The sequence below is a fragment of the Streptomyces sp. NPDC058880 genome (genome assembly GCF_042742535.1).
Lineage (GTDB): Bacteria > Actinomycetota > Actinomycetes > Streptomycetales > Streptomycetaceae > Streptomyces.
Genome location: NZ_JBHYMC010000040.1, coordinates 20,020 through 44,777 on the forward strand (window position 1 = coordinate 20,020; position 24,758 = coordinate 44,777).

General features: G+C 69.5%; 16 protein-coding genes and 1 pseudogene. 9 read left to right on the plus strand and 8 right to left on the minus strand.

Features of this window, described 5'->3' with window-relative positions:
- The first annotated feature begins 137 nt into the window (after positions 1-137).
- From ACFW2G_RS21765 to serA, 5 genes are all read left to right on the plus strand, one after another.
- Positions 138-3,032 (plus strand): putative bifunctional diguanylate cyclase/phosphodiesterase, encoded by a 2,895-nt coding sequence (locus tag ACFW2G_RS21765; protein WP_384582342.1) that lies wholly within the window; start codon positions 138-140, stop codon positions 3,030-3,032.
- A 204-nt stretch (positions 3,033-3,236) separates the two neighbouring features.
- On the plus strand, positions 3,237-5,123 hold the full coding sequence (locus ACFW2G_RS21770) for an acetolactate synthase large subunit (RefSeq protein WP_037928167.1): 1,887 nt from the start codon (positions 3,237-3,239) through the stop codon (positions 5,121-5,123).
- Positions 5,124-5,154: 31 nt separating this feature from the next.
- On the plus strand, positions 5,155-5,679 hold the full coding sequence (gene ilvN / locus ACFW2G_RS21775) for an acetolactate synthase small subunit (RefSeq protein WP_037928169.1): 525 nt from the start codon (positions 5,155-5,157) through the stop codon (positions 5,677-5,679).
- Positions 5,680-5,829: 150 nt separating this feature from the next.
- Complete coding sequence (ilvC, locus tag ACFW2G_RS21780) at positions 5,830-6,831, plus strand: ketol-acid reductoisomerase (protein ID WP_037928172.1); 1,002 nt, start codon at positions 5,830-5,832, stop codon at positions 6,829-6,831.
- 297 nt (positions 6,832-7,128) lie between these two features.
- Entirely contained in the window at positions 7,129-8,718 is a 1,590-nt protein-coding gene (serA, locus tag ACFW2G_RS21785; RefSeq protein ID WP_384582344.1) for a phosphoglycerate dehydrogenase, read from the plus strand.
- A gap of 84 nt (positions 8,719-8,802) precedes the next feature.
- Here the strand turns inward: serA and ACFW2G_RS21790 are convergent.
- Positions 8,803-10,241, minus strand: a pseudogene (locus ACFW2G_RS21790) (MFS transporter).
- A gap of 102 nt (positions 10,242-10,343) precedes the next feature.
- Here ACFW2G_RS21790 and ACFW2G_RS21795 point away from each other — a divergent pair.
- Positions 10,344-10,922, plus strand: a complete 579-nt coding sequence (locus ACFW2G_RS21795; RefSeq protein WP_384451636.1) for a TetR/AcrR family transcriptional regulator — start codon at positions 10,344-10,346, stop codon at positions 10,920-10,922.
- A gap of 388 nt (positions 10,923-11,310) precedes the next feature.
- On the opposite strand, the gene ACFW2G_RS21800 is transcribed toward ACFW2G_RS21795, so the two are convergent.
- The 4 genes from ACFW2G_RS21800 to ACFW2G_RS21815 all read right to left on the minus strand — a co-directional run bounded on the left by ACFW2G_RS21800 (position 11,311) and on the right by ACFW2G_RS21815 (position 17,185).
- Positions 11,311-11,805 (minus strand): hypothetical protein, encoded by a 495-nt coding sequence (locus tag ACFW2G_RS21800; protein ID WP_384582346.1) that lies wholly within the window; start codon positions 11,803-11,805, stop codon positions 11,311-11,313.
- 67 nt (positions 11,806-11,872) lie between these two features.
- Positions 11,873-14,638, minus strand: coding sequence for a trypsin-like serine peptidase (locus tag ACFW2G_RS21805; RefSeq protein WP_384582348.1), 2,766 nt, complete (start codon positions 14,636-14,638; stop codon positions 11,873-11,875).
- Positions 14,639-15,180: 542 nt separating this feature from the next.
- Positions 15,181-15,750 carry a LysR family transcriptional regulator gene (locus ACFW2G_RS21810; protein ID WP_384582350.1) on the minus strand — a complete coding sequence of 190 codons (570 nt, stop codon included), beginning with the start codon at positions 15,748-15,750 and terminating at the stop codon, positions 15,181-15,183.
- Between the two features lie 145 nt (positions 15,751-15,895).
- A complete protein-coding gene (locus ACFW2G_RS21815; RefSeq protein ID WP_037928180.1) occupies positions 15,896-17,185 on the minus strand; it encodes a CdaR family transcriptional regulator in 1,290 nt (429 codons plus the stop codon).
- A gap of 159 nt (positions 17,186-17,344) precedes the next feature.
- Between ACFW2G_RS21815 and ACFW2G_RS21820 the strand changes: the two genes are divergently transcribed.
- Together ACFW2G_RS21820 and pruA are read left to right on the plus strand one after the other, a co-directional pair.
- Complete coding sequence (locus ACFW2G_RS21820; RefSeq protein ID WP_037928183.1) at positions 17,345-18,271, plus strand: proline dehydrogenase family protein; 927 nt, start codon at positions 17,345-17,347, stop codon at positions 18,269-18,271.
- A gap of 32 nt (positions 18,272-18,303) precedes the next feature.
- Positions 18,304-19,935 (plus strand): L-glutamate gamma-semialdehyde dehydrogenase, encoded by a 1,632-nt coding sequence (gene pruA, locus ACFW2G_RS21825; protein ID WP_384451632.1) that lies wholly within the window; start codon positions 18,304-18,306, stop codon positions 19,933-19,935.
- A gap of 132 nt (positions 19,936-20,067) precedes the next feature.
- On the opposite strand, the gene ACFW2G_RS21830 is transcribed toward pruA, so the two are convergent.
- Entirely contained in the window at positions 20,068-20,769 is a 702-nt protein-coding gene (locus tag ACFW2G_RS21830) for a nitroreductase family protein (protein WP_037928189.1), read from the minus strand.
- 226 nt (positions 20,770-20,995) lie between these two features.
- Here ACFW2G_RS21830 and ACFW2G_RS21835 point away from each other — a divergent pair, with 226 nt between their 5' ends.
- Positions 20,996-21,532 carry a GNAT family N-acetyltransferase gene (locus ACFW2G_RS21835; protein WP_384582352.1) on the plus strand — a complete coding sequence of 179 codons (537 nt, stop codon included), beginning with the start codon at positions 20,996-20,998 and terminating at the stop codon, positions 21,530-21,532.
- 13 nt (positions 21,533-21,545) lie between these two features.
- Here the strand turns inward: ACFW2G_RS21835 and ACFW2G_RS21840 are convergent, their stop codons facing one another.
- Positions 21,546-23,576, minus strand: coding sequence for a phosphocholine-specific phospholipase C (locus ACFW2G_RS21840; protein ID WP_384450414.1), 2,031 nt, complete (start codon positions 23,574-23,576; stop codon positions 21,546-21,548).
- 119 nt (positions 23,577-23,695) lie between these two features.
- Positions 23,696-24,709, minus strand: coding sequence for an NADP-dependent oxidoreductase (locus ACFW2G_RS21845; protein WP_037928198.1), 1,014 nt, complete (start codon positions 24,707-24,709; stop codon positions 23,696-23,698).
- Between the last annotated feature and the right edge of the window lie 49 nt (positions 24,710-24,758).

Here is a 24,758-nt window from a genome sequence, read left to right on the forward strand (position 1 = left end):
CGCTGGGGAGTGATCGGACACTTTGGGGGGCGACGGGCGATGCACGGCCAATGGACGAAGGATCCGATGCGGCACAGCCGCCGGAAGCGACGCTGCCGCGACTGGACCGCGCCGGAACCAGCCGGCGAGGGGGACCGGTGAGCACCCAGGGGGCGGCGCTCCTGGACCGGCCGTCCGTCTCGGGCGGAGGCAGGAGCCTGGCGATGCAGCTTGTCCTCGCCGTCGTCAGCGGCGGGTACGCCGTCGGTGCCGCCCTCAACTGGGGGTCCGAGGAACTCGCCGAAATCATGGGCGACTTCGGACTCAGCGCGGCCGGACTGCTCGCCGCCGTCTCCTGCTACAGCTACGCGCGCACGATCGACACCCGCGAGCGCCCCGCCTGGCTGCTCTTCGCCTTCTCCTCCCTCATGGGCGCCTGCGGCAACGCCGTCTGGGGCTGGTACGAGGTGATCCTCGGCGAAGACGTGCCGAAGCCCTCGCTCGCCGATTTCGCCTTCCTCTGCTTCGCCCCACCCGCCATCGTGGGCCTGCTCGTCCTCGCCAAACGCCCGGTCACCCGCGCCGGCTGGGTGTGCCTGGGACTCGACTCCTGGCTGATCGGCGGCTCCCTGCTCACCCTGTCCTGGAGCCTCGCCCTGGCCCACGCGGCACGGACCGCCCAATCCGGTGCCCCCGGCAGCGTCCCGCGCGCCGCACTCTCCCTCGCCTACCCCCTGCTCGACATCGCGCTCGTCTCCATGGTCCTCGTCCTGCACTTCCGGCGGAGCGAGACCAACCGCTCGGCCGTCAACACCGCCATCGCGGCGCTGGCCCTGACCGTCCTGAGCGACGCCCTGTTCACCTCACCCCTGCTGAGCGCCGAATACCAGTCCGGACAGCTCCTCGACGCCGGCTGGTTCGCCGGTTCGCTGCTGCTGGCGTATGCACCCTGGGGCGCCCGGCGCGCCCACCAGGACCCGGTGCCGGCCGGTCACCCGCGCAGGGACCGGCCGCACAGCCGGCCGATCACCGGCTCGCTGCCCGCCCTCACGCCGTACCTCGCGGCCGCGGTGTGCACCCTCGGGATCCTCTACAACGTCGTGGACGGTCGGAAGGTCGACAGGATGGTCGTCTTCACCGGGTGCACCGTCGTGCTCGCCCTCGTCATCCGGCAGGGCATCATGCTGCTCGACAACATCGCGCTCACCCAGGAACTGGCCCAGAAGGAGAACCACTTCCGCTCCCTGGTCCAGGGCTCCAGCGACGTCATCATGATCGCCGCACCCACCGGGACCCTGCGCTACGTCAGCCCGGCTGCCGCCGGGGTCTACGGCCGCGAGGCGGAGGAACTGGTCGGCACCGAACTGGCCACCCTGATCCACCCGGACGACCTCGGCAGGGTGGTCCACGAGGTGCGCCGCTTCCTCGCCGCACCACCGGCCGAGGAGCCCACCACCCGCATCGAGTGCCGCTTCAAGTCGGGCGGCGGCGAGTGGCTGAACGTGGAGTCCACCGTCAACCGCCACCAGGGCGGACTCATCCTCAACAGTCGGGACGTCACCGAGCGCGTACGGCTCCAGGCCCAGCTCCAGCACAGCGCCGAACACGACCCGCTGACCGACCTGCCCAACCGGGCCCTCTTCACCCGCCGGGTGCACCAGGCCCTCACGGGCCGCCGCGCGGGCGACCACAGCACCGCCGTCCTCTTCATCGACCTCGACGGCTTCAAGGCGGTCAACGACACGATCGGCCACCAGGCCGGCGACGAACTGCTCATCGAGGCAGCCCGACGGCTCCAGGACTCGGTCCGGGCGGGGGACACCGCCGCCCGGCTCGGCGGCGACGAGTTCGCGGCGCTGATCCAGGGCGACGGCAGTCGCGACCGCAGCGCCCGCGAGTACCAGGTCCGCGAGATCGCCGACCGGCTGCGCACCAGGCTCTCCCAGCCGTACCGGATCGGCGGCAGCGACGTTCGGGTCGCCGCCAGCATCGGAGTGGCCTTCGCCGACCCCGGCATCACCCCTTCCGACCTCATGCGCAACGCGGACCTGGCGATGTACCGGGCCAAGGCGGGCGGCAAGGATCGCGTCGAGACCTACGCCCCGCAGATGCAGGCCGAGGTGGTGCGCAAGGCGGAGCTGGCGGGACGGCTGCGCACCGCGCTGCATGAGGGCGAGTTCGCCCTGCTGCACCAGCCCGTGGTCTCCCTGTCCACCGGTGAGATCGCGGCCGTCGCCGCGCAGGCCCGATGGCGGTCGGCCCAGGGCATCCTCTTCACGCCGGCGGAATTCCTGCGGGTGGCCGAGTACAGCGAGGGCGCGGCGGGCCGGGGCGCCGCCGCAGGCCCCGGACCGGACGCCTCGCGCACCGCCGAGCTGGGGCGCTGGCTGCTGGAGGAGGCTGTCGAGCAGGCCGCAGACCGGCACCGGGCCGGGCACGACGTCCCCGTGGCTGTGCGGATGACCGCCCAGCGGCTCCTGGACAGCGCGCTCCCGCTCGGCTCCGTGGAAGCCCTGCTGACCCGGCACGGCCTGCCCTCGGGGGCCCTGGTGCTGGAGCTCGCGGTGTCCGACCCCAGGGTGCCCTTCGACGACCTAGAGCGGCGCCTCGTGGCCCTGCACCGGCTGGGGGTGGGAATCGCCCTGGACGGCTTCGGCAGCGGCTACGCGGCCATCAGCGCCCTGCGCCGCCTCCCTGTGGACATGCTCAAGCTGGACCGGGGCCTGGTGGAGGGTGTGGTCGAGTCCGCCCGCCTACACAAGATCACAGCCGGTCTCTTGCGGATCGCAAACGACCTGGGTATGCGCTCGGTGGCCGATGGTGTGGACCTGCCGGAGCAGGTGGCGGCACTGCGCGCGATGGGGTGCACGCACGGCCAGGGGATGGCGTTTTCCGGCCCGCTCGACGAGTACAGGCTGCGCCGTGCGCTGGTGCGCGGTACGTTCCCAGTACCGGGCGGAGCGGCCCAGCCCGCACTGGCGGGCGGTTCCTCCGGGGGCACGATGGTCATCCGCAGAGGCTCACATAATGAGACGCCCGTCCCACCTACTTGACATCACCCTCCCGCCAGAGGGAGGGTCAGTGCCATGCGCACCCGAATTCTCGTACTTGGAAAGCGCGTCGGCTGAAGCTGGGGCCTCCATGTCCCCGCTCAAGACACCCGACGCGCTCCCCTCGCTTGCCTCCTGGCACGAGGGGTTTTTTGTTGCACTGGCACAGAGTCGAATCCGCGTAGAACCCTCAGCTTCGAGAAGAGAATGCCGATGACCGAGCAGGCCTCCGGGGCCCACCATCCGCAGCCGCGGCCCCGTTCCGGCGGACAGCAGCCCGCCGCAGTTGAGCACGTCACGGGTGCGCAGTCCCTCATCCGCTCTCTCGAAGAGGTGGGGTGCGACACCGTCTTCGGGATTCCGGGGGGCGCCATCCTCCCCGCGTACGACCCGATGATGGACTCGAAGAAGGTCCGTCACATCCTGGTCCGCCACGAGCAGGGGGCCGGCCACGCCGCCACCGGCTACGCCCAGGCCACCGGCAGGGTCGGAGTCTGCATGGCCACGTCCGGCCCGGGCGCCACCAACCTGGTCACCCCGATCGCCGACGCGCACATGGACTCCGTGCCGCTCGTCGCGATCACCGGCCAGGTCTCCTCCAAAGCGATCGGCACCGACGCCTTCCAGGAGGCGGACATCGTCGGCATCACCATGCCGATCACCAAGCACAACTTCCTGGTCACCAGGGCCGAGGACATCCCGAAGACGATCGCCGAGGCGTTCCACATCGCCGCCACCGGCCGCCCCGGCCCGGTCCTCGTCGACATCGCCAAGGACGCCCTGCAGGCGAAGACCACCTTCTCCTGGCCGCCCTCCCAGGACCTCCCCGGCTACCGGCCGGTCACCAAGCCGCACGCCAAGCAGATCCGCGAGGCCGCCAAGCTCATCTGCCAGGCCAAGCGTCCGGTCCTGTACGTCGGCGGCGGGGTGATGAAGTCCGGCGCCACCGCCGAGCTGAAGGTCCTCGCCGAGCTGACCGGCGTCCCGGTCTGCACCACCCTGATGGCCCTGGGTTCCTTCCCCGACAGCCACCCGCTGCACGTCGGCATGCCCGGCATGCACGGCAGCGTCACCGGCGTCACCGCGCTGCAGAAGTCGGACCTGCTGATCGCGCTCGGCACCCGCTTCGACGACCGCGTCACCGGCAAGCTGGACAGCTTCGCCCCCTTCGCCAAGGTCATCCACGCGGACATCGACCCCGCGGAGATCGGCAAGAACCGCGCCGTCGACGTCCCGATCGTCGGTGACGCCCGCGAGGTCATCGCCGACCTGATCCAGGCGGTGCAGGCCGAGCACACCGAGGGGAACGCCGGCGACTACACCGCCTGGTGGAACGACCTCAACCGCTGGCGCGAGACGTACCCGCTGGGCTACGACCTGCCCGAGGACGGCAGCCTGTCCCCGCAGCAGGTCATCGAGCGGATCGGCGCGCTCGCGCCGAAGGGCACGGTCTTCGCGGCCGGCGTCGGCCAGCACCAGATGTGGGCCTCGCACTTCGTCTCGTACGAGGAGCCCCGCACCTGGCTGAACTCCGGTGGCGCCGGGACCATGGGCTATGCGGTCCCCGCCGCGATGGGCGCCAAGGTCGGCATGCCCGAGCGCACCGTCTGGGCGATCGACGGCGACGGCTGCTTCCAGATGACCAATCAGGAACTGGTCACCTGCGCGCTGAACAACATCCCGATCAAGGTCGCGATCATCAACAACGGTGCACTGGGCATGGTGCGCCAGTGGCAGACGCTGTTCTACAACCAGCGGTACTCCAACACCGTCCTGCACGCCGACGACACCGGTCACGACACGGTCGGCTCCCAGCTCGGCGAGTCCCTCGCCCCCCGCAAGGGCACGCGCGTCCCGGACTTCGTCAAGCTGTCGGAGGCGATGGGCTGCGTGGCGCTGCGCTGCGAGGACCCGGCCGACCTGGACAAGGTCATCGCCGAGGCCAACGCGATCAACGACCGTACCGTCGTCATCGACTTCATCGTCCACGAGGACGCCATGGTGTGGCCGATGGTCGCCGCCGGCACCTCCAACGACGAGGTCATGGCAGCCCGGGGCGTCCGTCCCGACTTCGGCGACAACGAAGACGACTGAGCCGAGAGAGCCGAGAGAGAGAACGCCTCACATGTCCAAGCACACGCTCTCCGTCCTGGTCGAGAACACGCCCGGCATCCTCGCCCGGATCGCCGCCCTGTTCTCCCGCCGCGGGTTCAACATCGACTCCCTCGCGGTCGGCGTCACCGAGCATCCCGACATCTCCCGCATCACCATCGTCGTCAACGTCGAGGACCTCCCGCTGGAGCAGGTGACCAAGCAGCTGAACAAGCTCGTCAACGTGCTCAAGATCGTCGAACTGGAGCCGCAGAGCGCCATCGAGCGCGAACTCGTTCTGGTGAAGGTCCGCGCCGACAACGAGACCCGCTCGCAGATCGTCGAGATCGTCCAGCTGTTCCGCGCCAAGACGGTCGACGTCTCTCCGGAGGCCGTCACCATCGAGGCGACCGGCGGTTCCGACAAGCTCGGCGCGATGCTCAAGATGCTGGAGCCCTTCGGCATCAAGGAGCTCGTCCAGTCCGGCACGATCGCCATAGGGCGAGGCGGACGGTCCATCACGGACCGCAGCCTGCGCGCGCTCGACCGCAGCGCCTGATCCGGCCGATACGGCGGCCGCGCCACACAGCGGCCGCCGCGGCCGATGCCGCGGCAGACACGCTCGGCCCGCATAGCGAGACCGACAAACTCAGATTCCGTTCCCCGCCGTACGGTGGGAGCAACACCAGCGCACCAAGGAGATATCCCAGTGGCCGAGCTGTTCTACGAGAACGACGCCGACCTGTCCATCATCCAGGGCCGCAAGGTCGCGGTCATCGGCTACGGCAGCCAGGGCCACGCCCACGCGCTGTCGCTCCGTGACTCCGGCGTCGACGTCGTCGTCGGCCTGAAGGAGGGCTCGAAGTCCAAGGCCAAGGCCGAGGAGCAGGGCCTGAAGGTCGTCCCCGTGGCCGAGGCCGCCGAGTGGGCGAACGTCATCATGATCCTCACTCCGGACCCGCTGCAGGCCGAGATCTACGAGGAGTCCATCAAGGACCACCTCAAGGAGGGCGACGCGCTCTTCTTCGGCCACGGCTTCAACGTCCGCTACGGCTTCATCAAGCCCCCCACCAACGTGGACGTCGCGCTGGTCGCCCCGAAGGGCCCGGGCCACCTGGTCCGCCGCCAGTACGAGGAGGGCCGCGGTGTTCCGTGCATCGCCGCCGTCGAGCAGGACGCCACCGGCAAGGCCTTCGACCTGGCGCTCTCGTACGCGGCCGGTATCGGCGGCACCCGCGCCGGCGTCATCAAGACCACCTTCACCGAGGAGACCGAGACCGACCTGTTCGGTGAGCAGGCAGTTCTGTGCGGTGGCGCGTCCGCGCTGGTCAAGGCCGGTTTCGAGACCCTGACCGAAGCGGGCTACCAGCCGGAGATCGCCTACTTCGAGTGCCTCCACGAGCTGAAGCTCATCGTCGACCTCATGTACGAGGGCGGCCTGGAGAAGATGCGCTGGTCGGTCTCCGAGACCGCCGAGTGGGGCGACTACATCACCGGCCCGCGCGTCATCACCGACGCCACCAAGGCCGAGATGAAGAAGGTCCTCGAGGAGATCCAGAGCGGCAAGTTCGCCGAGGAGTGGATGGCCGAGTACAAGGCCGGTCTGCCCAAGTACAACGAGTACAAGAAGGCCGACTCGGAGCACCTGCTCGAGACCACGGGCAAGAAGCTGCGCAAGCTGATGAGCTGGGTCGACAGCGACGAGAGCTGATCTCGCGGCGGCGGGGTCGGGACGCCGGGTCCCGGCCCCGCCGCGCGGTACGGCACTCGCCGCACCGGTGACCGGAGCGCCGGGACGGAGCCCTGACGGGCCCTGCTTGTCCACCCCGGCCAACCACGGAAGAGTGATCCTTCCGTACAGGCGGAAAACCGGTCCGCTGACGCCACTACACTGCTCAACACATACGCGTCAGGCCCACAGTGTCGTGCGTCTTCCACGCGGCTACCCCCTCCACCGCCTGCGGCCGTCGGGACGGCCGTCCGCACTGGACTTGTGAGGATGACCCACGTGAGCTCGAAACCTGTCGTACTCATCGCCGAAGAGCTGTCGCCCGCCACGGTGGACGCGCTCGGTCCGGACTTCGAGATCCGGCACGTCAACGGAGCCGACCGCGCGGAGCTGCTGCCCGCGATCGCCGGCGTCGACGCGATCCTCGTCCGCTCCGCGACGAAGGTGGACGCCGAGGCCATCGCCGCGGCCAGGAAGCTGAAGGTCGTCGCCCGCGCGGGCGTCGGTCTGGACAACGTCGACGTCTCCGCCGCCACCAAGGCCGGTGTGATGGTAGTCAACGCCCCGACCTCCAACATCGTGACCGCCGCCGAGCTCGCCTGCGGCCTGCTCGTCGCCACGGCCCGCAACATCCCGCAGGCCAACACCGCACTGAAGAACGGCGAGTGGAAGCGGAACAAGTACACGGGTGTCGAGCTCAGCGAGAAGACCCTGGGTGTCGTCGGCCTCGGCCGCATCGGCGTCCTCGTCGCCCAGCGTATGTCGGCCTTCGGTATGAAGATCGTCGCGTACGACCCCTACGTCCAGCCCGCGCGCGCCGCCCAGATGGGCGTCAAGATGCTGACGCTGGACGAGCTGCTGGAGGTCGCCGACTTCATCACGGTGCACCTGCCCAAGACCCCCGAGACCCTCGGTCTCATCGGTGACGAGGCGCTGCACAAGGTCAAGCCGTCGGTCCGTATCGTCAACGCCGCGCGTGGCGGCATCGTCGACGAGGCCGCCCTGTACTCGGCCCTCAAGGAGGGCCGCGTCGCCGGCGCCGGCCTGGACGTGTACGCCAAGGAGCCCTGCACGGACTCCCCGCTCTTCGAGCTCGACCAGGTCGTCTGCACCCCGCACCTCGGCGCGTCCACCGACGAGGCCCAGGAGAAGGCCGGTGTCTCGGTCGCCAAGTCGGTGCGCCTCGCCCTCGCCGGTGAGCTCGTGCCGGACGCGGTCAACGTCCAGGGCGGCGTCATCGCCGAGGACGTCCGTCCGGGCCTGCCGCTCGCCGAGAAGCTCGGCCGCATCTTCACAGCCCTCGCGGGCGAGGTCGCGGTCCGCCTCGACGTCGAGGTCTGCGGCGAGATCACCCAGCATGACGTCAAGGTGCTCGAACTGTCCGCGCTCAAGGGCGTCTTCGAGGACGTCGTCGACGAGACGGTCTCCTACGTCAACGCCCCGCTGTTCGCGCAGGAGCGCGGTGTCGAGGTGCGTCTGACCACCAGCTCGGAGTCGCCGGACCACCGCAACGTGGTGACCGTGCGCGGCACCCTCTCGGACGGTCAGGAGGTCTCCGTCTCCGGCACGCTCGCGGGCCCGAAGCACCTTCAGAAGATCGTGGGCATCGGCGAGTACGACGTGGACCTGGCGCTCGCCGACTACATGGTCGTGCTGCGCTACACCGACCGTCCCGGCGTGGTCGGTACCGTCGGCCGCGTCCTCGGCGAGGGCGGCCTGAACATCGCGGGCATGCAGGTCGCCCGGGCGGAGGAGCACGGCGAGGCCCTCGCGGTCCTGACCGTCGACGCCGAGGTGCCGGCGGGCGTCCTCGCGGACATCGCCGCCGAGATCGGCGCCGCCTCGGCGCGCACCGTCAGCCTCGCCTGACGCCGCCACAGCAGTGAGACGGGGAAGGGCCCGGGGGAGACCCCGGGCCCGTCCGCGTTTCTCCGGATGCGTCGCGCCGTCCGGTCAGTCGTACGCCGCCTCGTGCTCCCGCGCCCCGGGCCCCCGGGCGGGCTCCGGCGTGGCGGGGGCACCGATGCCCCGCAGCAGGGACGCGGCCAGCAGGGCCGCCCCGAGCAGCAAGGCCGCGGCCCCCCAGGCGGCGTACTGCATGCCGTGGACGAAGGCCTCGCGGGCCGGGGCCAGGACCTGCGCACCGGCCGCCCCGCCGATCCGGTGCGCGGTGGCCACGGCGCCGCCCAGGGTCTCCCGTACGGTCGGTTCGGCGCCCGCCAGGTCGCTGCGGTAGACGGCGGTGCCCAGGCTGCCGAGGACCGCCATGCCCAGGGCGCCGCCGAACTCCGTGCCGGTCTCCAGCAGCGAGGCGGCGGAACCCGCCTTCTCGGCCGGGGCCGCGCCCAGGGCCAAGTCGGAGACGAGGGACATCACGGCGACGATGCCCGAGGCCAGGACACCGGTACCGGTCAGCAGCAGCCACAGGGAGTCGGTGCCCACCAGCGCGATCAGCGAGCAGCCGGCGGCGGCGAGGACGAACCCGCCGGCGACGACGTGGGCCCGGTCCGTCCTGCGGGCGAGGGCGGCGGAGGCGGGGGCCGCCGCGCCGATGACAACGGAGGGGGCGAGGCTCCACAGGGCGGCTTCCAGTGCGCCCATGCCGAATACCGACTGGAGGTACTGGGTGGTGAAGTAGGCCGAGCCGAGCATGGCGAAGGCGGCGAGGGTGTTCAGGGCGATACCGGAGCCGAAGCCGCGGCCCCGGAACAGCGAACGGCTGATCATGGCCGTCCACGACCGGCAGTACGGCGGCCGCGGACAGCGGGGCGCCGAGCAGGTCGAAGCGGCCGGGGGCGGGGTCCTTGAACTCCGGGACCAGGAAGGGGACCAGGGTGAGCAGGAGGGCCATCGCGGGCACGTTGACCAGGAAGACGGAGCCCCACCAGAAGTGGTTCAGCATCATGCCGCTGAGCCGATCCGAGCGCGATGCCGCCGGTCATGGCGCCGGACCAGATGGCGATGGCCTTGCCGCGCTGGCCGTCGTCCTGGAAGAGGTTGCGGACGAGTGCCAGCGTGGACGGCATCAGTGTGGCACCGCCTATGCCCAGCAGGACCGGGGCGGCGATGAGCATCTCCGCGCTGGTGGAGTAGGCGGCACCCACCGAGGCGATGCCGAAGGCGCCGGCTCCGATCAGCAGCAGCCTGCGGCGGCCGATCCGGTCGCCGAGCGAGCCCATCGTGATCAGCAGTCCGGAGAGGGCGAAGGCGTAGCTGTCGAAGATCCAGAGCTGCTGGGTGGCGCTCGGGTCGAGCTGTTCGGTGATCGCCGGGATGGCGAAGTAGAGGACCGAGACGTCCATGGAGACCAGGAGCAGGGGCAGCGACAGGACGGTGAAGGCGGTCCATTCGCGGCGGCCGGCGAGGCGTGCTGTGGCGGAGGGGTTCGACATGCCGAGAAACGTACACATGTATAAAACGTCTGTCTATGACAAGCGTGTGAAACGCTTGTATGGGACTGTCGTCTGGTACATCCGTCTTGCTACGGTGAGGGCATGGGACATCGCGAAGATCTGCTCGAAGGCGCCAAGAAGTGCCTGGTGGAGAAGGGGTTCGTGCGCACCACCGCGCGCGACATCGTCAGCGCGTCGGGGACGAACCTCGCCTCCATCGGCTACCACTACGGCTCGAAGGACGCCCTGCTCACCGAGGCGTTCATCGGCCTGATGGAGGAGTGGGGGGCGGTCTTCCAGGACAGTCTGGCCGGTGAGGGCGGATCGCTGGAGCGCTTCCGCGCACTGTGGGAAGGCGTCATCGCGCAGCACGAGAAGTCCGCACCCGTCTGGGCGGCGAGCCTGGAGGTGGCGCTCGGCCGCGACCAGCGGCCCGAGTTGCGGACCCTGCTCGCCGCCTCGCAGGCCGAGGGGCGCCGCGGGCTGATCTCGATGCTCACCGGCACCCCGGAGGGCGAACTCGACGACCGGGACGTGCGCACCCTGGGCTCCTTCTACCAGGCGCTGCTCAACGGCCTGATGATCCAGTGGCTCTTCGACCCGGAGTCGGCGGCCACGGCCGAGGAGTTCACCGAGGGCATGCGCCGGGCCGCCGAGGCGATGACCCGGCCGCAGGGGTAGCCGGAGCCCGGAGTCGCCACACCCGGCCGACGGCCGCGGACCCGAAACGGCGGGGCGCCGGGCGCAGCCCCGGGCCGGCCCGGGGCCCCTCATGTAGGGTCCGCGGATTCGTGAGCAGGGGCGGACCTTCGACCTGCAGTGTTGGAGGCAATGCGTATCGCGGGGAGTAAGCGCTGTTGGCGTACTGTGAGCAATCGAGGGCTGAGCGACACCCATTGGGGTCACGTTGAGTTAATGGGCTTGAACTCGCGCGGCCTTCCCGAAACGGAAGCTGTCCTCCGGATTCGCGCTTCACCGTCTGCGCCGACCCCAAGCGGCAGCAGTACGCCCACACTGCTTGATCAGCGCCGCCCCTCGAAACGAACTGTGCCCAACGACGCTTCTCCGTTTAGCAGCCCGCGATTTCGTCGGCGCAGCCCTGCACATTCGCTGGGTCGACGGTCTTGAGCTCCCAGACGATCAGGCCCATGAGGTCGCCCGATGCCGGTACGACCGTCACCGTGACGGGTGGACCGGCGGGGAAGTTGATACGTGTGGGCCGCTTGCGTGAGGTACCCGCGCATGTCACGTCGACTTGCTTCTTCGATGCTTCCCGGGTGAGGGAGACCGTTATCTTGCGAACGTCTGCGCTATCGCATACGACATCGAAGCGGTAGGCGTTGTCACCGCTCGTCTCGAGCTTCTCGTTCATGCCTGAGCCAACGTGCGGAGAACCGAACCGCACGCGCTGCGCCGAGGCGTCATCGTCCTTCAGAACTGCTTGCGCTCTCTGCAGGGCGTCGTCCGACTCCCACACCGCCTCGTAGGCCGGATCCTCCTGGCTGCTGCATCCGGCAAGAGCAGTAGTGACGGCTAAGAGGATGAGGAGCCTTGGTATGCGCACAGCAGTGTCCTTGGTTCGTGCGGTGGGGGGCTTCGGTCCGAGCGAAGCCCCCCACCGCTAGGGGGCTTTAGTGGCTACGGCGATACAGTTCCGGTCCACACACTTTCGCACAGGGGTCGTCCGGGCGGACGGCGCCTGCCGCAGCTGCGAAGCCTGCCGGAGCCGGCGGCACGAGCTGGTACTCGCGGCCGAGCGCGTCGGCCTGGGTGTTCCCGTACACGGTGACCTCGCCGTCCGACCAGCGGACGAAGAGGTCGTCCTCCCAGTCGTTCATGCCGTACTCGCCCAGGGCGATCACGCGTGCATAGGTCCATGTGGAGCTTGATGCGACGACGCTCTCGTTCTGCAGCCGGCCTGTGTTCACGTCGGGGAAGACGCTCACCTTCCCGCTGGCCCACACGACAAGCAGGTCGTGGTTGGGGGTAGCGCCATTACTGTCGCCGTCGAGGTCACCGCCGGTGATAAGGCTCGCGGTCTTCCAGAGATCGTTCGGTGCTGCGAGCTGTTCTTCACCGTGCAGTCCGGCGCCGTCGATGTCGGTGTACTTGGTGACCTCGCCGTCACTCCAGCGGACGATCAAGTCGTCGGGCCACTGGTTGCCGCCGTACTTGCCGGTCGCGAATCCGCGGGCGTACTTGAAGACCGAGTCCGGTGCGGCGAGGGTGATCTCGTTGGGCAGGTGCTCGTCCAGCGAGGTGGGGAGCTTGGTGTTCTGGCTGACGTCCGGGTAGATCGTCACTTCGCCGTCCACCCACTTGACCATGAGGTCGTAGGCGTTGGTGCCTGCGTAGTCGCCTGCCGTGATGACGTCTGCGTAGTTCTTCCACATGTCGTTGGGCTTGGCCAGCTGCGTCTCGCAGGGTTCGCCGGGCTTGCAGCCAGCGTAGAAGCCGAAGTTCTGATCGCCGGGGTACAGCGTGACCTCTCCGTCATCCCACTTGACAATGAGGTCCGAGTCGCCGAATTCCTGGGAGCTGGTGTGGAAGGAGCCGGATGCGGCACCGGTGGCGTGCTTCCAGAGGTCTCCGCCGCCCATTGTCCCGCCGGTGGGCTTGTCGGGCTCGTAGTCGTTCACCGCCTGGTTGTAGAGCCGTATGATATCCGCGTCAAACTGGGAGGAGTAGGACTCGTCGTCGATGGTTCCGCCGGTCTTCCATCCGCCGATGACGCCGATCACATCTCCGCGCTTGCCGTCGAAGTTGCGAAGAAAGGGACCGCCGGACACACCGCCTGCGTAGCCCTTGCAGGCGATCTTCAGGAACCGTCCGGAGAATCCAGTGGTGTTCGTCGAGGGGCAGACGAGCGGCGCCTTGGAACCGCCGGGAAAACCGAAGAGGCTTACGTTCTTCTGGCTGAGCTGCTGCGAGGAGAGAGTGGTGAGGGAGTTGCCCATTCCGGTGGCGTTCTCGAGGAATTGGCCCTTCGAGTTGGGGCCGACCCGCATGAACGCGAAGTCGAGGTCATCTGCCTTGGACGGCCCTTGGGTGAGGTACCTGCCGTCGATGTAGAGCTTTCCCGACACCATTGGGAAGATTCCGTATGGCGCTATTCCACGGTTCGGGTTCGCGGGGTCCGGCTTCCAGCCGGGTGCGAAGGCGAGGCGCTTCCAGCGATCGTTGTCGTTCAGGCAGTGCGCTGCGGTGAGCACGAGCGACTTGGTCGGTGAGGCCACGGAACTCGCGGAGCAGAACTGGTCGCGGCCACCCGGGTCCGACTGGGGATCATCGTCCTCGTTGATGAGGAACACGCCCACCGTCGCGACGCCGTTGTTGTCGAAGTGGGACGGGGCGACTGCTGCAACGCCGTTCTCGCGCGCAGCTCCGGGGGCGGACTGCTTTCCGCTCTCCACGGGCGTGGCCTTGGCAATGCGTTCCGGCGTCCAATATGCCTCGGCCGCTTTCGCGGCCTCGATCTGGGCAGGCGTCGCCTTGAGGCCGTCGCCGTCGGGAGTCACCGGGTCCGGCGTCTTGGGAGACGAGGAGGGCGAGGTGGAAGGCGAGGGACGGGGGGTCGGCCGTGAGGGGCTGGCACCGGGCGGTGTGATCGGAGGTGTCACGGTCGGCCTGCTGCCGCGAACGGCCTCGTCGTAGAGGGCCTGGACCGGGTTGTCGAAGTACGCCCCGTAGGTCACGGAAGGGCTGCCAGGAGCGGCGACACGCTGCGAGACGCCGATCATGTTGCCGACACGCGTCTTCGCGTCGTAGTCGGCGATGAAGACAGACCCGTCGGCGAGTCCCGCGCCAGCCTTGCCGCAGTCCATCTGCAGGTACGGATTCTGGGCGCCTGTCACGGCCGCCTCGGATGTGTCGCCGATGCACGCTGCGGGCGGCCTCGATTCCGAGACGCCGTGGCCGGCGATCCGAACACCCCCGTGCGCGTACCCGCCGTCGGCCAGCAGCCGGTGGCCAGGGACCGTGTCCTCAAGTTGGTCGCCCTTGATGCCCTTGTCGACCACGGCGAAGCCGACAGCGACCCTCGATGCGGCGCCGCCCGATTCGGGGCCGGTCCACACGAGGGACCGGTTTCCTTGCTTCCTGACGGCGTAGACACCCTTGGGCGCCTCCAGTAAACCGGCGGCGTTCTTGAGGACCTGCGGGGCGAAAGCAAGCCTATCTGTAGGGTCCCCGGTCAAGCAGCTGGCGGCCGTCGCAAGCAGGTTGCGGTGCGGACTTGAGATGACACCCGCACCACAGAAATACACGCCCTCTTTAGTGATACGGAAGAGGACTCCGGCATCAGGTCCTTCCGCATTCTGAGTCGGGAACCGGGAACCCAGTGACCGGCCTGTCGGATCCGAACCGACCTGCGGGTTCCACAGCTGGGCCGCTGCCATGCGTTTCGGTGATAAGAGACCCTGGGCTTCCTTTGCAGTCCAGGGCGAGGCGGCGTCTGGCGACGGCCCTCCGGCCGAAGGTGTGGGACTGGAAGGCTGCGCCGTCGCACCTGTTGCAGCCGATATGAGTATCGCAGCGGTACACGCTCCGGCCCCGAGGGACCGGAACGCTAGATTCATTCGCATGCACTGCGCCCTTCATTCGAAGAACCCTGAAGTTGGGGCAGCAGGAAGCGACCCCAACGGATTGATCGAACATAGGGTCGTTGTCGATGCATGGGGCTGAATTTTCGTGGCTGATGCGAGTGGCCGTGGCCCGTTTTCGGCGGCGACCACCGTTCCGCTTCCTTCGACCCTGACGGGCACGAAACTTCAGTCGCCCGTCCCTCGTAAGGCCCCTCGGCGCCCAGCGCCTCCCACTCGCGCGCTGCGCATACATGCAGAATTGGTTACAATTCGATGCTCAAATAGATTGACCGGAAATAGGACTCTTCGAAAAAGGGGGAAAACGGCAAACGCATGACCGTATGAACAAATTGCAGCTAAATGCTCATAAGGGGTGTAGCTCCTCTGCTGTAGCAGGAGGAGATTCTTCGCCTCCCCTCGTCTCGCCGCCCTGTTTCCTGAGTGGGCGTCAGCGGCTTGTGAGTGGGGATGCTTCTTCGGCCCGGTTTGCCAGATGGCAGCACGTCCGGCGATGAGGCCGGTGCCTGGTCAGCAATCTTGAGGATGTCTGTCGCTTCGTGGAGGAACTTGCTTCCGTATTCCGTTGGGGCGAGCGGTTTGGCGGATCGGTCGATGACGCGGAAGCCGACTGCCTCCTCGATCCCCTGGATTCGTTGCCTGAGGGCGCTGTCGCGTCCCTGGTAGATGGCCCTCGCCGCGGCGGCGAAGCTGCTGCGGCCGGGGACCTGGACGATGGTTCGCAGGCGGTCCAGCGCGGCCGCGCACATGGTCACGGCTCGGATGGCTGGGGAGGGTGTCCGGGAGAGGGCAAGGTGGCCGATGGCGTTGTACCGGGCACCGGGGCTGCGGATCGGAAGACCCCAGCCCCTGGCCAGTTTGGTGAGGTGGTAGTGGGTGACGCCACGTTCACGGGCGAGGTTGGCCATGTCGCGTTGACGCTCGACGTACTCGTGGTGCAGCCACTCGCGGGTGATGTCGGGACGCTGGGGGAGACGGCCTGGTCGGGGGTGGAGAAGCACCCCGTCTCTAACGAACCACCTTTACTGCTAACGAAGCTGCGGATCCTAGATCTCAGGCCAGGCGGGAGGCCTTCAGGGCCATGTGGAGCAGCAGGCGGTCCTCGCCCGCGTCGAGGTCGAGCCCGGTCAGCTGTTCCACGCGGCCGAGCCGGTAGTAGAGCGTCTGGCGGTGGATGCCGAGGGCGGCGGCGGCGCGGCCCGCCTGGCCGGCGCAGTCCAGGAACACCTCGGCGGTACGGGCCAGTTCGCGGTGTGCGGGGGCGAGCAGGGTGCGGGCCGCCGGATCGTCCACCGGGTCGGCGGCCAGGTTCGCCAACAGCCGGTACGGGCCGATCTGCGACCACTGGGCAACCGGGCCGAGTCGCGGCTCGGCGACCGCCGCGCGAGCCGCGGCGACGGCCTGTTCCCAGGCGGCGGGCAGGTCGGCGAGGCCGCGGAGGGGATCGGCGACGCCCGCGGTCATCCGGAGCGCGCCGGCCGCAGGGGTGGCACCGGCGGCCGCGGACGCGCCGGCCGCCGCCCCGGAGCGGGATGCGGCGGAGCCCGCAGCGGCCGCGGTCGCCGTCGGCCGTGCCGCGCGCGGCAGCAGCCGTGCCACCGCCGTCAGGGCCGGAGCCAGCGCGTCCGTCGACCGCAGCCGGAGCAGCAGAGCCAGAGCCAGGCCGCCCGCGGGCCCGGCGGCCGGCACCTCGCCCGGCTCGCCCGCGCCGCCGCCCCGCCGGGGTACGACGCACACGGCCGCCGCGCCCGGTACGGACGCCGGAGCCTCGTCGGGCCAGGGCGTCACGCAGACCGCCGCGTGCAGGCCGTCCCCGCCCGGCCCGAGGGCGGCCCGCAGGGCAGCCACCGCCATGTCCTGCTGCCACCCCCGCGCCGCCGTGAGCACCGCCTGGAACTCCCGTGACAGGTCCGCTCCGGCCTTCGCCTCCTCGGCGAGCAGCACTCCGATCCGCTGGGCCACCTCCATGGCCGCGGCCAGCGCAGAGGGGTCGGGGCCGGGCGTGCCGGGCTCCTGGTCGAGCAGCCACACGTAGCCTTGCACGACGCCCCGGGACCGCACCGGCAGGCAGATCCGCCCCCGGAACACGCCTGCGTCGGGTGCCGCCGGGATGCGGACGGGGCCGGTGGCGCGGGCGATGCCGAAGCCCTCGAACCAGGCACGGACGGCAGCCGTCGACTGTCGGGTCAGGATCGACCGGGTGCGCACGGGGTCCATCGCGAGATCGTCGTCGCTGTCGTGGGCGCCGAAGGCAATGAGGCGGAAGTCCCGGTTCTCAAGGGTCGCCGGGGCGCCGAGCAGCGCCGAGATCTCGTCCACCAGGTCCTGGTAATCGCCCTTCACGCGGACATTCTCCCACCCGCGGCCATCGTCTTCAGACAGATGTATGAGATCGCGGACACGGATGCGTGACAGCTGTCGATGGCAGAGGATCGAAGCGATCCTTAGGTTTCACGGTGGTTTCACTTGCGCTTTTCTTCTGCCACCCGCTGGAGGTGCCCCGTGCTGGGTCCCGTGATCCTCGCCGCTTCGCGCAGCGACAAGATGCGTCGTATCGTCTCTGCCGCCCCGGTGACCAAGCCCGTGGTGAACCGTTTCATCCCCGGAGAGACGGTCGACCAGGTCATCCCGATCGTCGAGGACCTCACCAGGGCGGGCCTGGAGGTCACCCTCGACGTCGTCGGCGAGGACATCACCGAGGTGGCGCAGTCCCACGCCGCGCGTGACGCCTACCTCCAGCTCATCGAGCGCCTCGCGGAGCTCGGCCTCGGCGAGAAGGCCGAGATGTCCGTCAAGCTGTCCATGTTCGGCCAGGCCCTGGAGGGCGGCCACGAGCTGGCGCTCGCCAACGTCCGCCCGGTCGTGGAGGCTGCCGCCGCCATCGGCACCACCGTGACGCTGGACGCCGAGGACCACACGACCCTCGACTCGATGTTCGCCATCCACGAGGAGCTGCGCAGGGACTTCCCGCAGACCGGCTGCGTCATCCAGGCGTACCTCTTCCGCACCGAGGCCGACGCCCGCCGGCTGGCCGCCAACGGCAGCCGCGTGCGGATCGTCAAGGGCGCCTACAAGGAGCCCGCCGAGGTTGCCTACCAGGACAAGGCCGAGATCGACAAGGCGTACGTCCGCATCCTCAAGATCCTGATGGACGGCGAGGGCTACCCGATGATCGGGTCCCATGACCCGCGCCTGATCGCCATCGGCCAGGAGCTCGCCCGCAAGGCCGGGCGCAAGCTGGACGAGTACGAATTCCAGATGTTGTACGGCATCCGCAGCGAGGAGCACCTGCGGCTCGCCGCCGAAGGCCACCGCATGCGCGTGTACACCGCGTACGGGACGGACTGGTACGGCTACTTCATGCGCCGCCTCGCGGAGAAGCCGGCCAACCTCCTGTTCTTCGTCCGCTCGATGATCACCAAGAACTAGCCAAGAACCAGGTCTAAGGAGTTATCAGCCCCATGGATGCTGTGACCCAGGTCCCCGCGCCGGTCAACGAGCCGGTCCACTCGTACGCCCCCGGGACCCCGGAGCGCGCGCGTCTCGAGGCGCAGCTGAAGCTGCTGTCCGAGAACCCGATCGACCTCCCGATGACGATCAACGGCGTCAAGCGGATGGGCGGCGGCGAGCGCTTCGACGTGGTCCAGCCGCACGACCACAAGTCGGTGCTCGGCACCTACGCGAACGCCACCGGGGCCGACGCCCAGGAGGCTATCGACGCCGCCCTGGCCGCCGCCCCGGCCTGGCGCGCGATGTCCTTCGACGACCGCGCGGCGATCATCCTGCGCGCCGCCGAGCTGCTGTCCGGCCCGTGGCGCGAGAAGCTCGCCGCCTCCACCATGCTGGGCCAGTCGAAGACCGCCCAGCAGGCGGAGATCGACACCCCGTGCGAGCTCGTCGACTTCTGGCGCTTCAACGTCCACTTCGCCCGCCAGATCCTGGCCGAGCAGCCGGTCGCGAACTCCGCCGGCGTGTGGAACCGCAGCGACCACCGCCCGCTCGAAGGCTTCGTCTACGCGATCACGCCCTTCAACTTCACGGCCATCGCCGGTAACCTGCCGACCGCTCCCGCCCTGATGGGCAACGTGGTCCTGTGGAAGCCGTCCCCGACGCAGACCCACTCCGCCGTCCTCCTCATGGAGCTCCTGGAGGAGGCCGGCCTGCCCAAGGGCGTCATCAACCTGGTGACGGGCGACGGCATCGCCGTGTCCGAGGTGGCCCTGAACCACCCGGAGCTGGCAGGCATCCACTTCACCGGCTCGACCAAGACCTTCCAGTACCTGTGGAAGACGGTCGGCAACAACATCGAGACGTACAAGTCCTACCCGCGCCTGGTCGGCGAGACCGGCGGCAAGGACTTCGTCGTCGCGCACCCGTCCGCGGACCGCGCGATCCTGAAGACCGCCCTGACCCGCGGATCATTCGAGTTCCAGGGCCAGAAGTGCTCGGCGTCCTCGCGCGCCTACGTCCCGGCCTCCATCTGGAACGACGGCTTCAAGGAGGCCTTCGCGGCCGAGGTCGACGGCATCACCATGGGCCCGGTCACCGACCTGACCAACTTCATCGGCGCTGTCATCGACGACCGCTCCTTCGCGAAGAACAAGGCCGCGATCGACCGCGCCAAGGCCGACCCGACCTGTGAGATCGTCGCGGGCGGTACCTACGACGACTCCGAGGGCTACTTCGTCCGCCCGACCGTCATCGTCTGCACCGACCCGGAGAACGAGGTCTTCACGACCGAGTACTTCGGCCCGATCCTCGCCGTGCACGTCTACGAGGACGAGAAGTACGAGGAGATGCTGGCTCAGATGGAGTCCGTCTCGGCGTACGCCCTGACCGGCTCGATCATCGCCGCGGACCGTTACGCAGCGGCGGACGCGATGGAGAAGCTCCGCTTCGCGGCGGGCAACTTCTACATCAACGACAAGTCCACCGGCGCGGTCGTCGGCCAGCAGCCCTTCGGCGGGGGCCGCGCCTCGGGGACCAACGACAAGGCCGGCGCCGCGTCGAACCTGCTCCGCTGGACCTCGACCCGCTCCATCAAGGAGACCCTGGTCCCGCCGACCGAGTACGGCTACCCCCACATGGGCTGACCCCGGCCCCTGCTGAACCCCGCCCCCGTTCCGGTACCCCCAAGTCCGGAACGGGGGCGGTTTCCAGTTCCCTGGCGGACAACCCCGGCCAGGAGCAGGAGCAGGAGCAGGAGCCGCCCGGCGGTGAGGCCGTCAGACCTCGACGATGACCTGGTCGAGGGACTTGCGGACCAGGTCCGGGACCGTGCAGTCGTCCGCCGGGTAACCGACCGGGATCACCGCGAAGGCCTTCTCGTTCTCCGGCCGGTCCAGGACGTGACTCAGGAAGCGCATCGGGCTCGGCGTGTGGATCAGGGCGGCCAAGCCGCTCAGGTGCAGGGCGGAGAGCAGCATGCCGACCGCGATGCCGACCGACTCGTCCACGTAGTAGTGCTTGCGCTTCGTGCCGTCGGGGCCGAGCCAGTACCGCTGCTGGAAGACCACGATCAGCGCCGGTGCGTCCGTGAGGTGGGTTTTCACGGCGTCCGTGCCGAGCGGGCGCAGGGCCGCCAGCCATTCGTCGCCGAGGCGCCCGTCGTAGGAGAGCTCCTCCTCCTGTTCTGCGGCCGCACGGATCTGCCGGCGTACGGCCGGATCCTTGACCAGGACGAAGGTCCACGGCTGCTGGTGCGCTCCGGACGGCGCCGTCGCCGCGCAGGCGATGGCGTCCAGGACGGCCTGTTCGGGCACCGGGTCGGGGGAGAAGTGGCGTACGGTCCGCCGCTGGTCCATCCGCGCCCGCAACTCGGCGGCGCGTGCGAGGGATTCGTGCTGCGGCATCCGTTCGGGCCGGTAGGCGGCCGGACGGTACGGCTGGCCGTGGGTGGGGGTCCACTGCTGGGTATCGGGCGACATGGGGCGAGTCTGCCGAAGCACTGGTCCAGACCGCCAGAGCCGGTTCGGCCGATGGCGGCCGGTGTCCGGCGTTCGGCGTCCGCAATGCGATCTCGGTGCGGCCCCGGTCCTTGGTACGTTCACGGGATGAGCGAAGGCGTCGGAGCGCGGCGTCCGGATGCCGGGAGCCCGGACGGCCGCACGCGGTCCACCGAGTACGCCGAGTCACCGACTGGCGGGAGCAGAGATGGACACGCGCACCGCGCACACCTCGGAACTGACCGCCGCCGAGCTCCGCGCGATCCGGACCCTGCTCGACGACGCCTTCGAGGGGGACTTCGCCGACGAGGACTTCGAGCACGCGCTCGGCGGCATGCACGTGCTGATCGGCGTGGACGGCAGGCTCGCCGCGCACGGAAGTGTCGTACAGCGGCGGGTCGTGCACCGGGGGCGCGCCCTGCGCACCGGATACGTCGAGGCCGTTGCCGTACGGGCCGACCTGCGCCGCCGCGGCCTCGGCGGACGGGTGACGGAGCGGCTGGAGCAGGTCGTGGCGGGGGCCTACGTGCTGGGCGCGCTGTCGGCCTCGGAACAGGGCGCCGGGCTCTACCTGGCCCGGGGCTGGTCGGTGTGGCCGGGCGAGGTGGGGGTGCTCTCCCCGGAGGGACCGGTGCGGCTGCCCGAGGAGGAGGGCTCCACCCATGTGTGGACACCGCCCGGCGGGGTCCGGCCGGACCCCGCCGGGCGGCTCGACTTCGACTGGCGCGACGGGGACGTCCTTTAGGACACCTGCGGGGTCACGACCCCGAAACGCTCGCCGAGCCCGTCTCGATATGGCCCGTGTAGCGGCGCGACCAGGTGCCGTCGGAGTCGGCCAGGATCGTGAAGTCGTACCAGCCCTTGGTGTACGCCACCGCGTTGAAGAAGTCCTCGCGGGAGGAGTGCGCCGGGACGGTGTACGTCCACGGGCCGTCCGAACGGTAGGCGTTGGAGCGGATCGTGAAGGTGACGGGGGAGGCGGAGGAGTTCGTCATCTTGAACCAGACCGCCGTCCTACCGGTACCGGGCTCCACCGCGAACCGCGCCGCCACCTCGATCGCGCGGCCCGCCTTGGACGCGTCGCCGATGAAGCGCCGCAGGAAGCGGTTCGGTCCGTACATCGAGATGTCGTACTTGCCGGAGCCGTGGCCGAGACCGATGTGGAAGTAGTCGGTCGAGGTGTCGCCCGGGTCCACCGTGTACTGCCAGGCCGCCGTGTCGCGGTGCTGGTGCGGGTGGATCGAGAAGTGCGCGGGCCGCTTGGCCTGGGCACCCTGGTTGGTCATCGAGAACCAGGCCGTGATCTGGCCGGCCGCTCCGAACTCGAAGCGATCCAGGTTGCCGTTGACCTGGTAAGGGAGGGCGCGCGCCGGACGGGTGCCCGGCTCCTGCGCCGGGAGGGCGTTGTCCTGCGGCACCGGATTGGGAAGCGGGGCGCAGGTGGCCTGGCCGATCACCTTGGCGGTCGGCGGCAGGCCCGCCGGAACCCCGTACACCGGGTGCGCGAAGTCGAAGACGCCGGTCAGGTCGCCCACCACCCGGCGGCGCCAGGCGCTGATGTTCGGGCAGGTGGCCGGCGTGCCGAGGGCGGCGGTCCAGGTCTCCAGGAAGCGGAGCACCGAGGTGTGGTCGAAGACCTCCGAACTGACCCATCCGCCGCGCGTCCACGGGGACATGACCAGCATGGGCACGCGGAAGCCGAGCCCGATCGGGACGCCGTCCACGTACTCACCGGGGGTGCCGGGCGGCGCGACCGGGGGCGGAACGTGGTCGAAGAAGCCGTCGTTCTCGTCGTAGTTGAGGATCAGGACGGTGGAGTCGAAGACCTCGGGGTTCGCTGCGAGGGCGCGGTAGACCAGGTCCACGAAGTGCGCGCCGTCGCCGGGCGGGGCGTAGGGGTGCTCCGAGAAGGCCTCGCTGGCGACGACCCAGGACACCTGGGGGAGGGTGCCCGCGACGGCGTCGGCGCGGATGGCGGCCGCGATGTCGTCCGGGGTGGAGCCGGTCACCTTGGGGACCGAGGCCATGCCCTGGTCCCACAGCGGGTTCCCGGGAGCCGCGTCGGTGAAGTTCCTGAAGTAGGCGAGGCCGTTGTCGCCGTAGTTGTCCTGGGCGTTCTGGTAGACCTTCCAGGTCACGCCGGCGCGCTGCAGGGCCTCGGCGTACGTCTCCCAGGTCAGCCCCGACTCCTCACCGCCGTCCTTGCTGCCGGCGTCGACCTTCCCGCTCCAGAGGAAGGTGCGGTTCGGACCGGTCGCGCTGAGGGCGGAGCAGAAGTACGCGTCGCAGACCGTGTAGTTGTCGGCGAGGGCGTAGTGGAAGGGGAGGTCGCCCCGGTCCAGGTGGCCGAGGGTGCGGGTGCTGCCGACCCCCAGGACCCAGTTGTCCATCCGGCCCTTGTTCCAGGCGGCGTGCTGCGAGGTCCAGCTGTGCGGGAGGTCGCCGCTGCACTGGGCCAGGGTCGCGCCGTCCACCCCGCCGGCCGGCGGGGTGGCGGACAGTTTCCACGGGTACTGCCGGGCGCCCCAGTTGGGCTGGTTGAAGGTGCCCCAGCCGCCCGGGATGTTGCCGGCGGCACGGTCGCCGAACCCGCGGACGCCCTTCAGCCCGCCGAAGTAGTGGTCGAAGCTGCGGTTCTCCTGCATCAGGATCACCACGTGCTGCACGTCGGTGAGGGTGCCGCTCGCCGAGGCCGCGGCCGCCGACGAGGGCGCCGTGACGGGTAGCGCGGCCCCCGCCATCAGCCCGGCGCCGATTCCCACGAAACCTCTTCGGCTGATCGGTGTCACTGGTCCCTCGCCTCCAACTGTGGTGCCCCGGTGGCACATCGACGGCAAGGGTGGCGGGGGTGGCCTCAAAGGTCCACAGCCGTGCGGTAAGAGTTCGGTGAACTTCCGGGCGGCCGGAGTCAGGCCTTGATCCGCACGAGCATCTTGCCCGTGTTCTCGCCGCGGAGCATGCCGCGGAAGGCCTCCACCGTGTGCTCGAAGCCCTGGACAACGGTGGTGTCGGTGCCGATCCGGCCGCTGCGCAGGTGAGGGACGAGGAGGTCCTCCAACTCCTCCTGAAGATTGGTGTGATGTCGAACCATTACGCCCTCCAGGCGCAGCGATTTGTGCACGATCTCGAAGAGGTTGCGGGGCGCGGCGGGGGAGCGGCCGCCGTTGTAGGTCGAGACGGCGCCGACCCAGGCGATCCGGCCGAACTCCCGCAGTGCGCCGATCGCGCCCTCCAGGTGCTCGCCTCCCACGTTGTCCACGTAGACGTCGATGCCCTCGGGGGCGGCTTGGGCGAGCTGCTCGCCGACCGGGCCGTCGTGGTAGTCGAAGGCCGCGTCGAAGCCGAGAACGTCCGTGAGGTGGCGGACCTTCGCCGCCGAGCCCGCACTGCCGATGACGCGCCGCGCGCCCAGCAGCCGTGCGAGGTGCCCGGTGGCGGTGCCGACGCCGCCCGCGGCGGCGGAGACGAACAGGTCCTCGCCCTCTCTCAGTGCTGCGGTCCGGGTCAGTGCGGCGTACGCGGTGAGGCCGGTGCCGCCGAGGATCGACAGGTACGCCTCCAGCGGTACGCCCGCATGGCCGCGCAGCGTGCGGGCACCAGCCTTCCCGAGGGTGACGAGGGCGTGCGTGCGCCAGCCCTCGCGGTGGAAGACCAGGTCGCCCTCGCGTAGGCCCGGGTCTCGGGAGGCGATCACCCGGCCCACCGAGCGGCCCTCCAGCGGGGCGTTCAGCTCGAAGCCGCCCTCGCCGCCGTCCATCAGGCCGCGGTGGTAGGGGTCCACGGAGAGCAGCAGGTTCTCCACCAGGGCGGTGCCGGGCCGGGGCTCGGGGACCGGGGAGGAGACGTGGGCGAAGTCGGAGGACGCGGGGAAGCCTTCGGGGCGGGCGATCTGGTGTACGGCGCGAGCGGTGTTCGTGGTCATGTCCGCAACGCTAGGAAGGAATCCGGGGGCCGGGCAGGGGGTTGGGTTC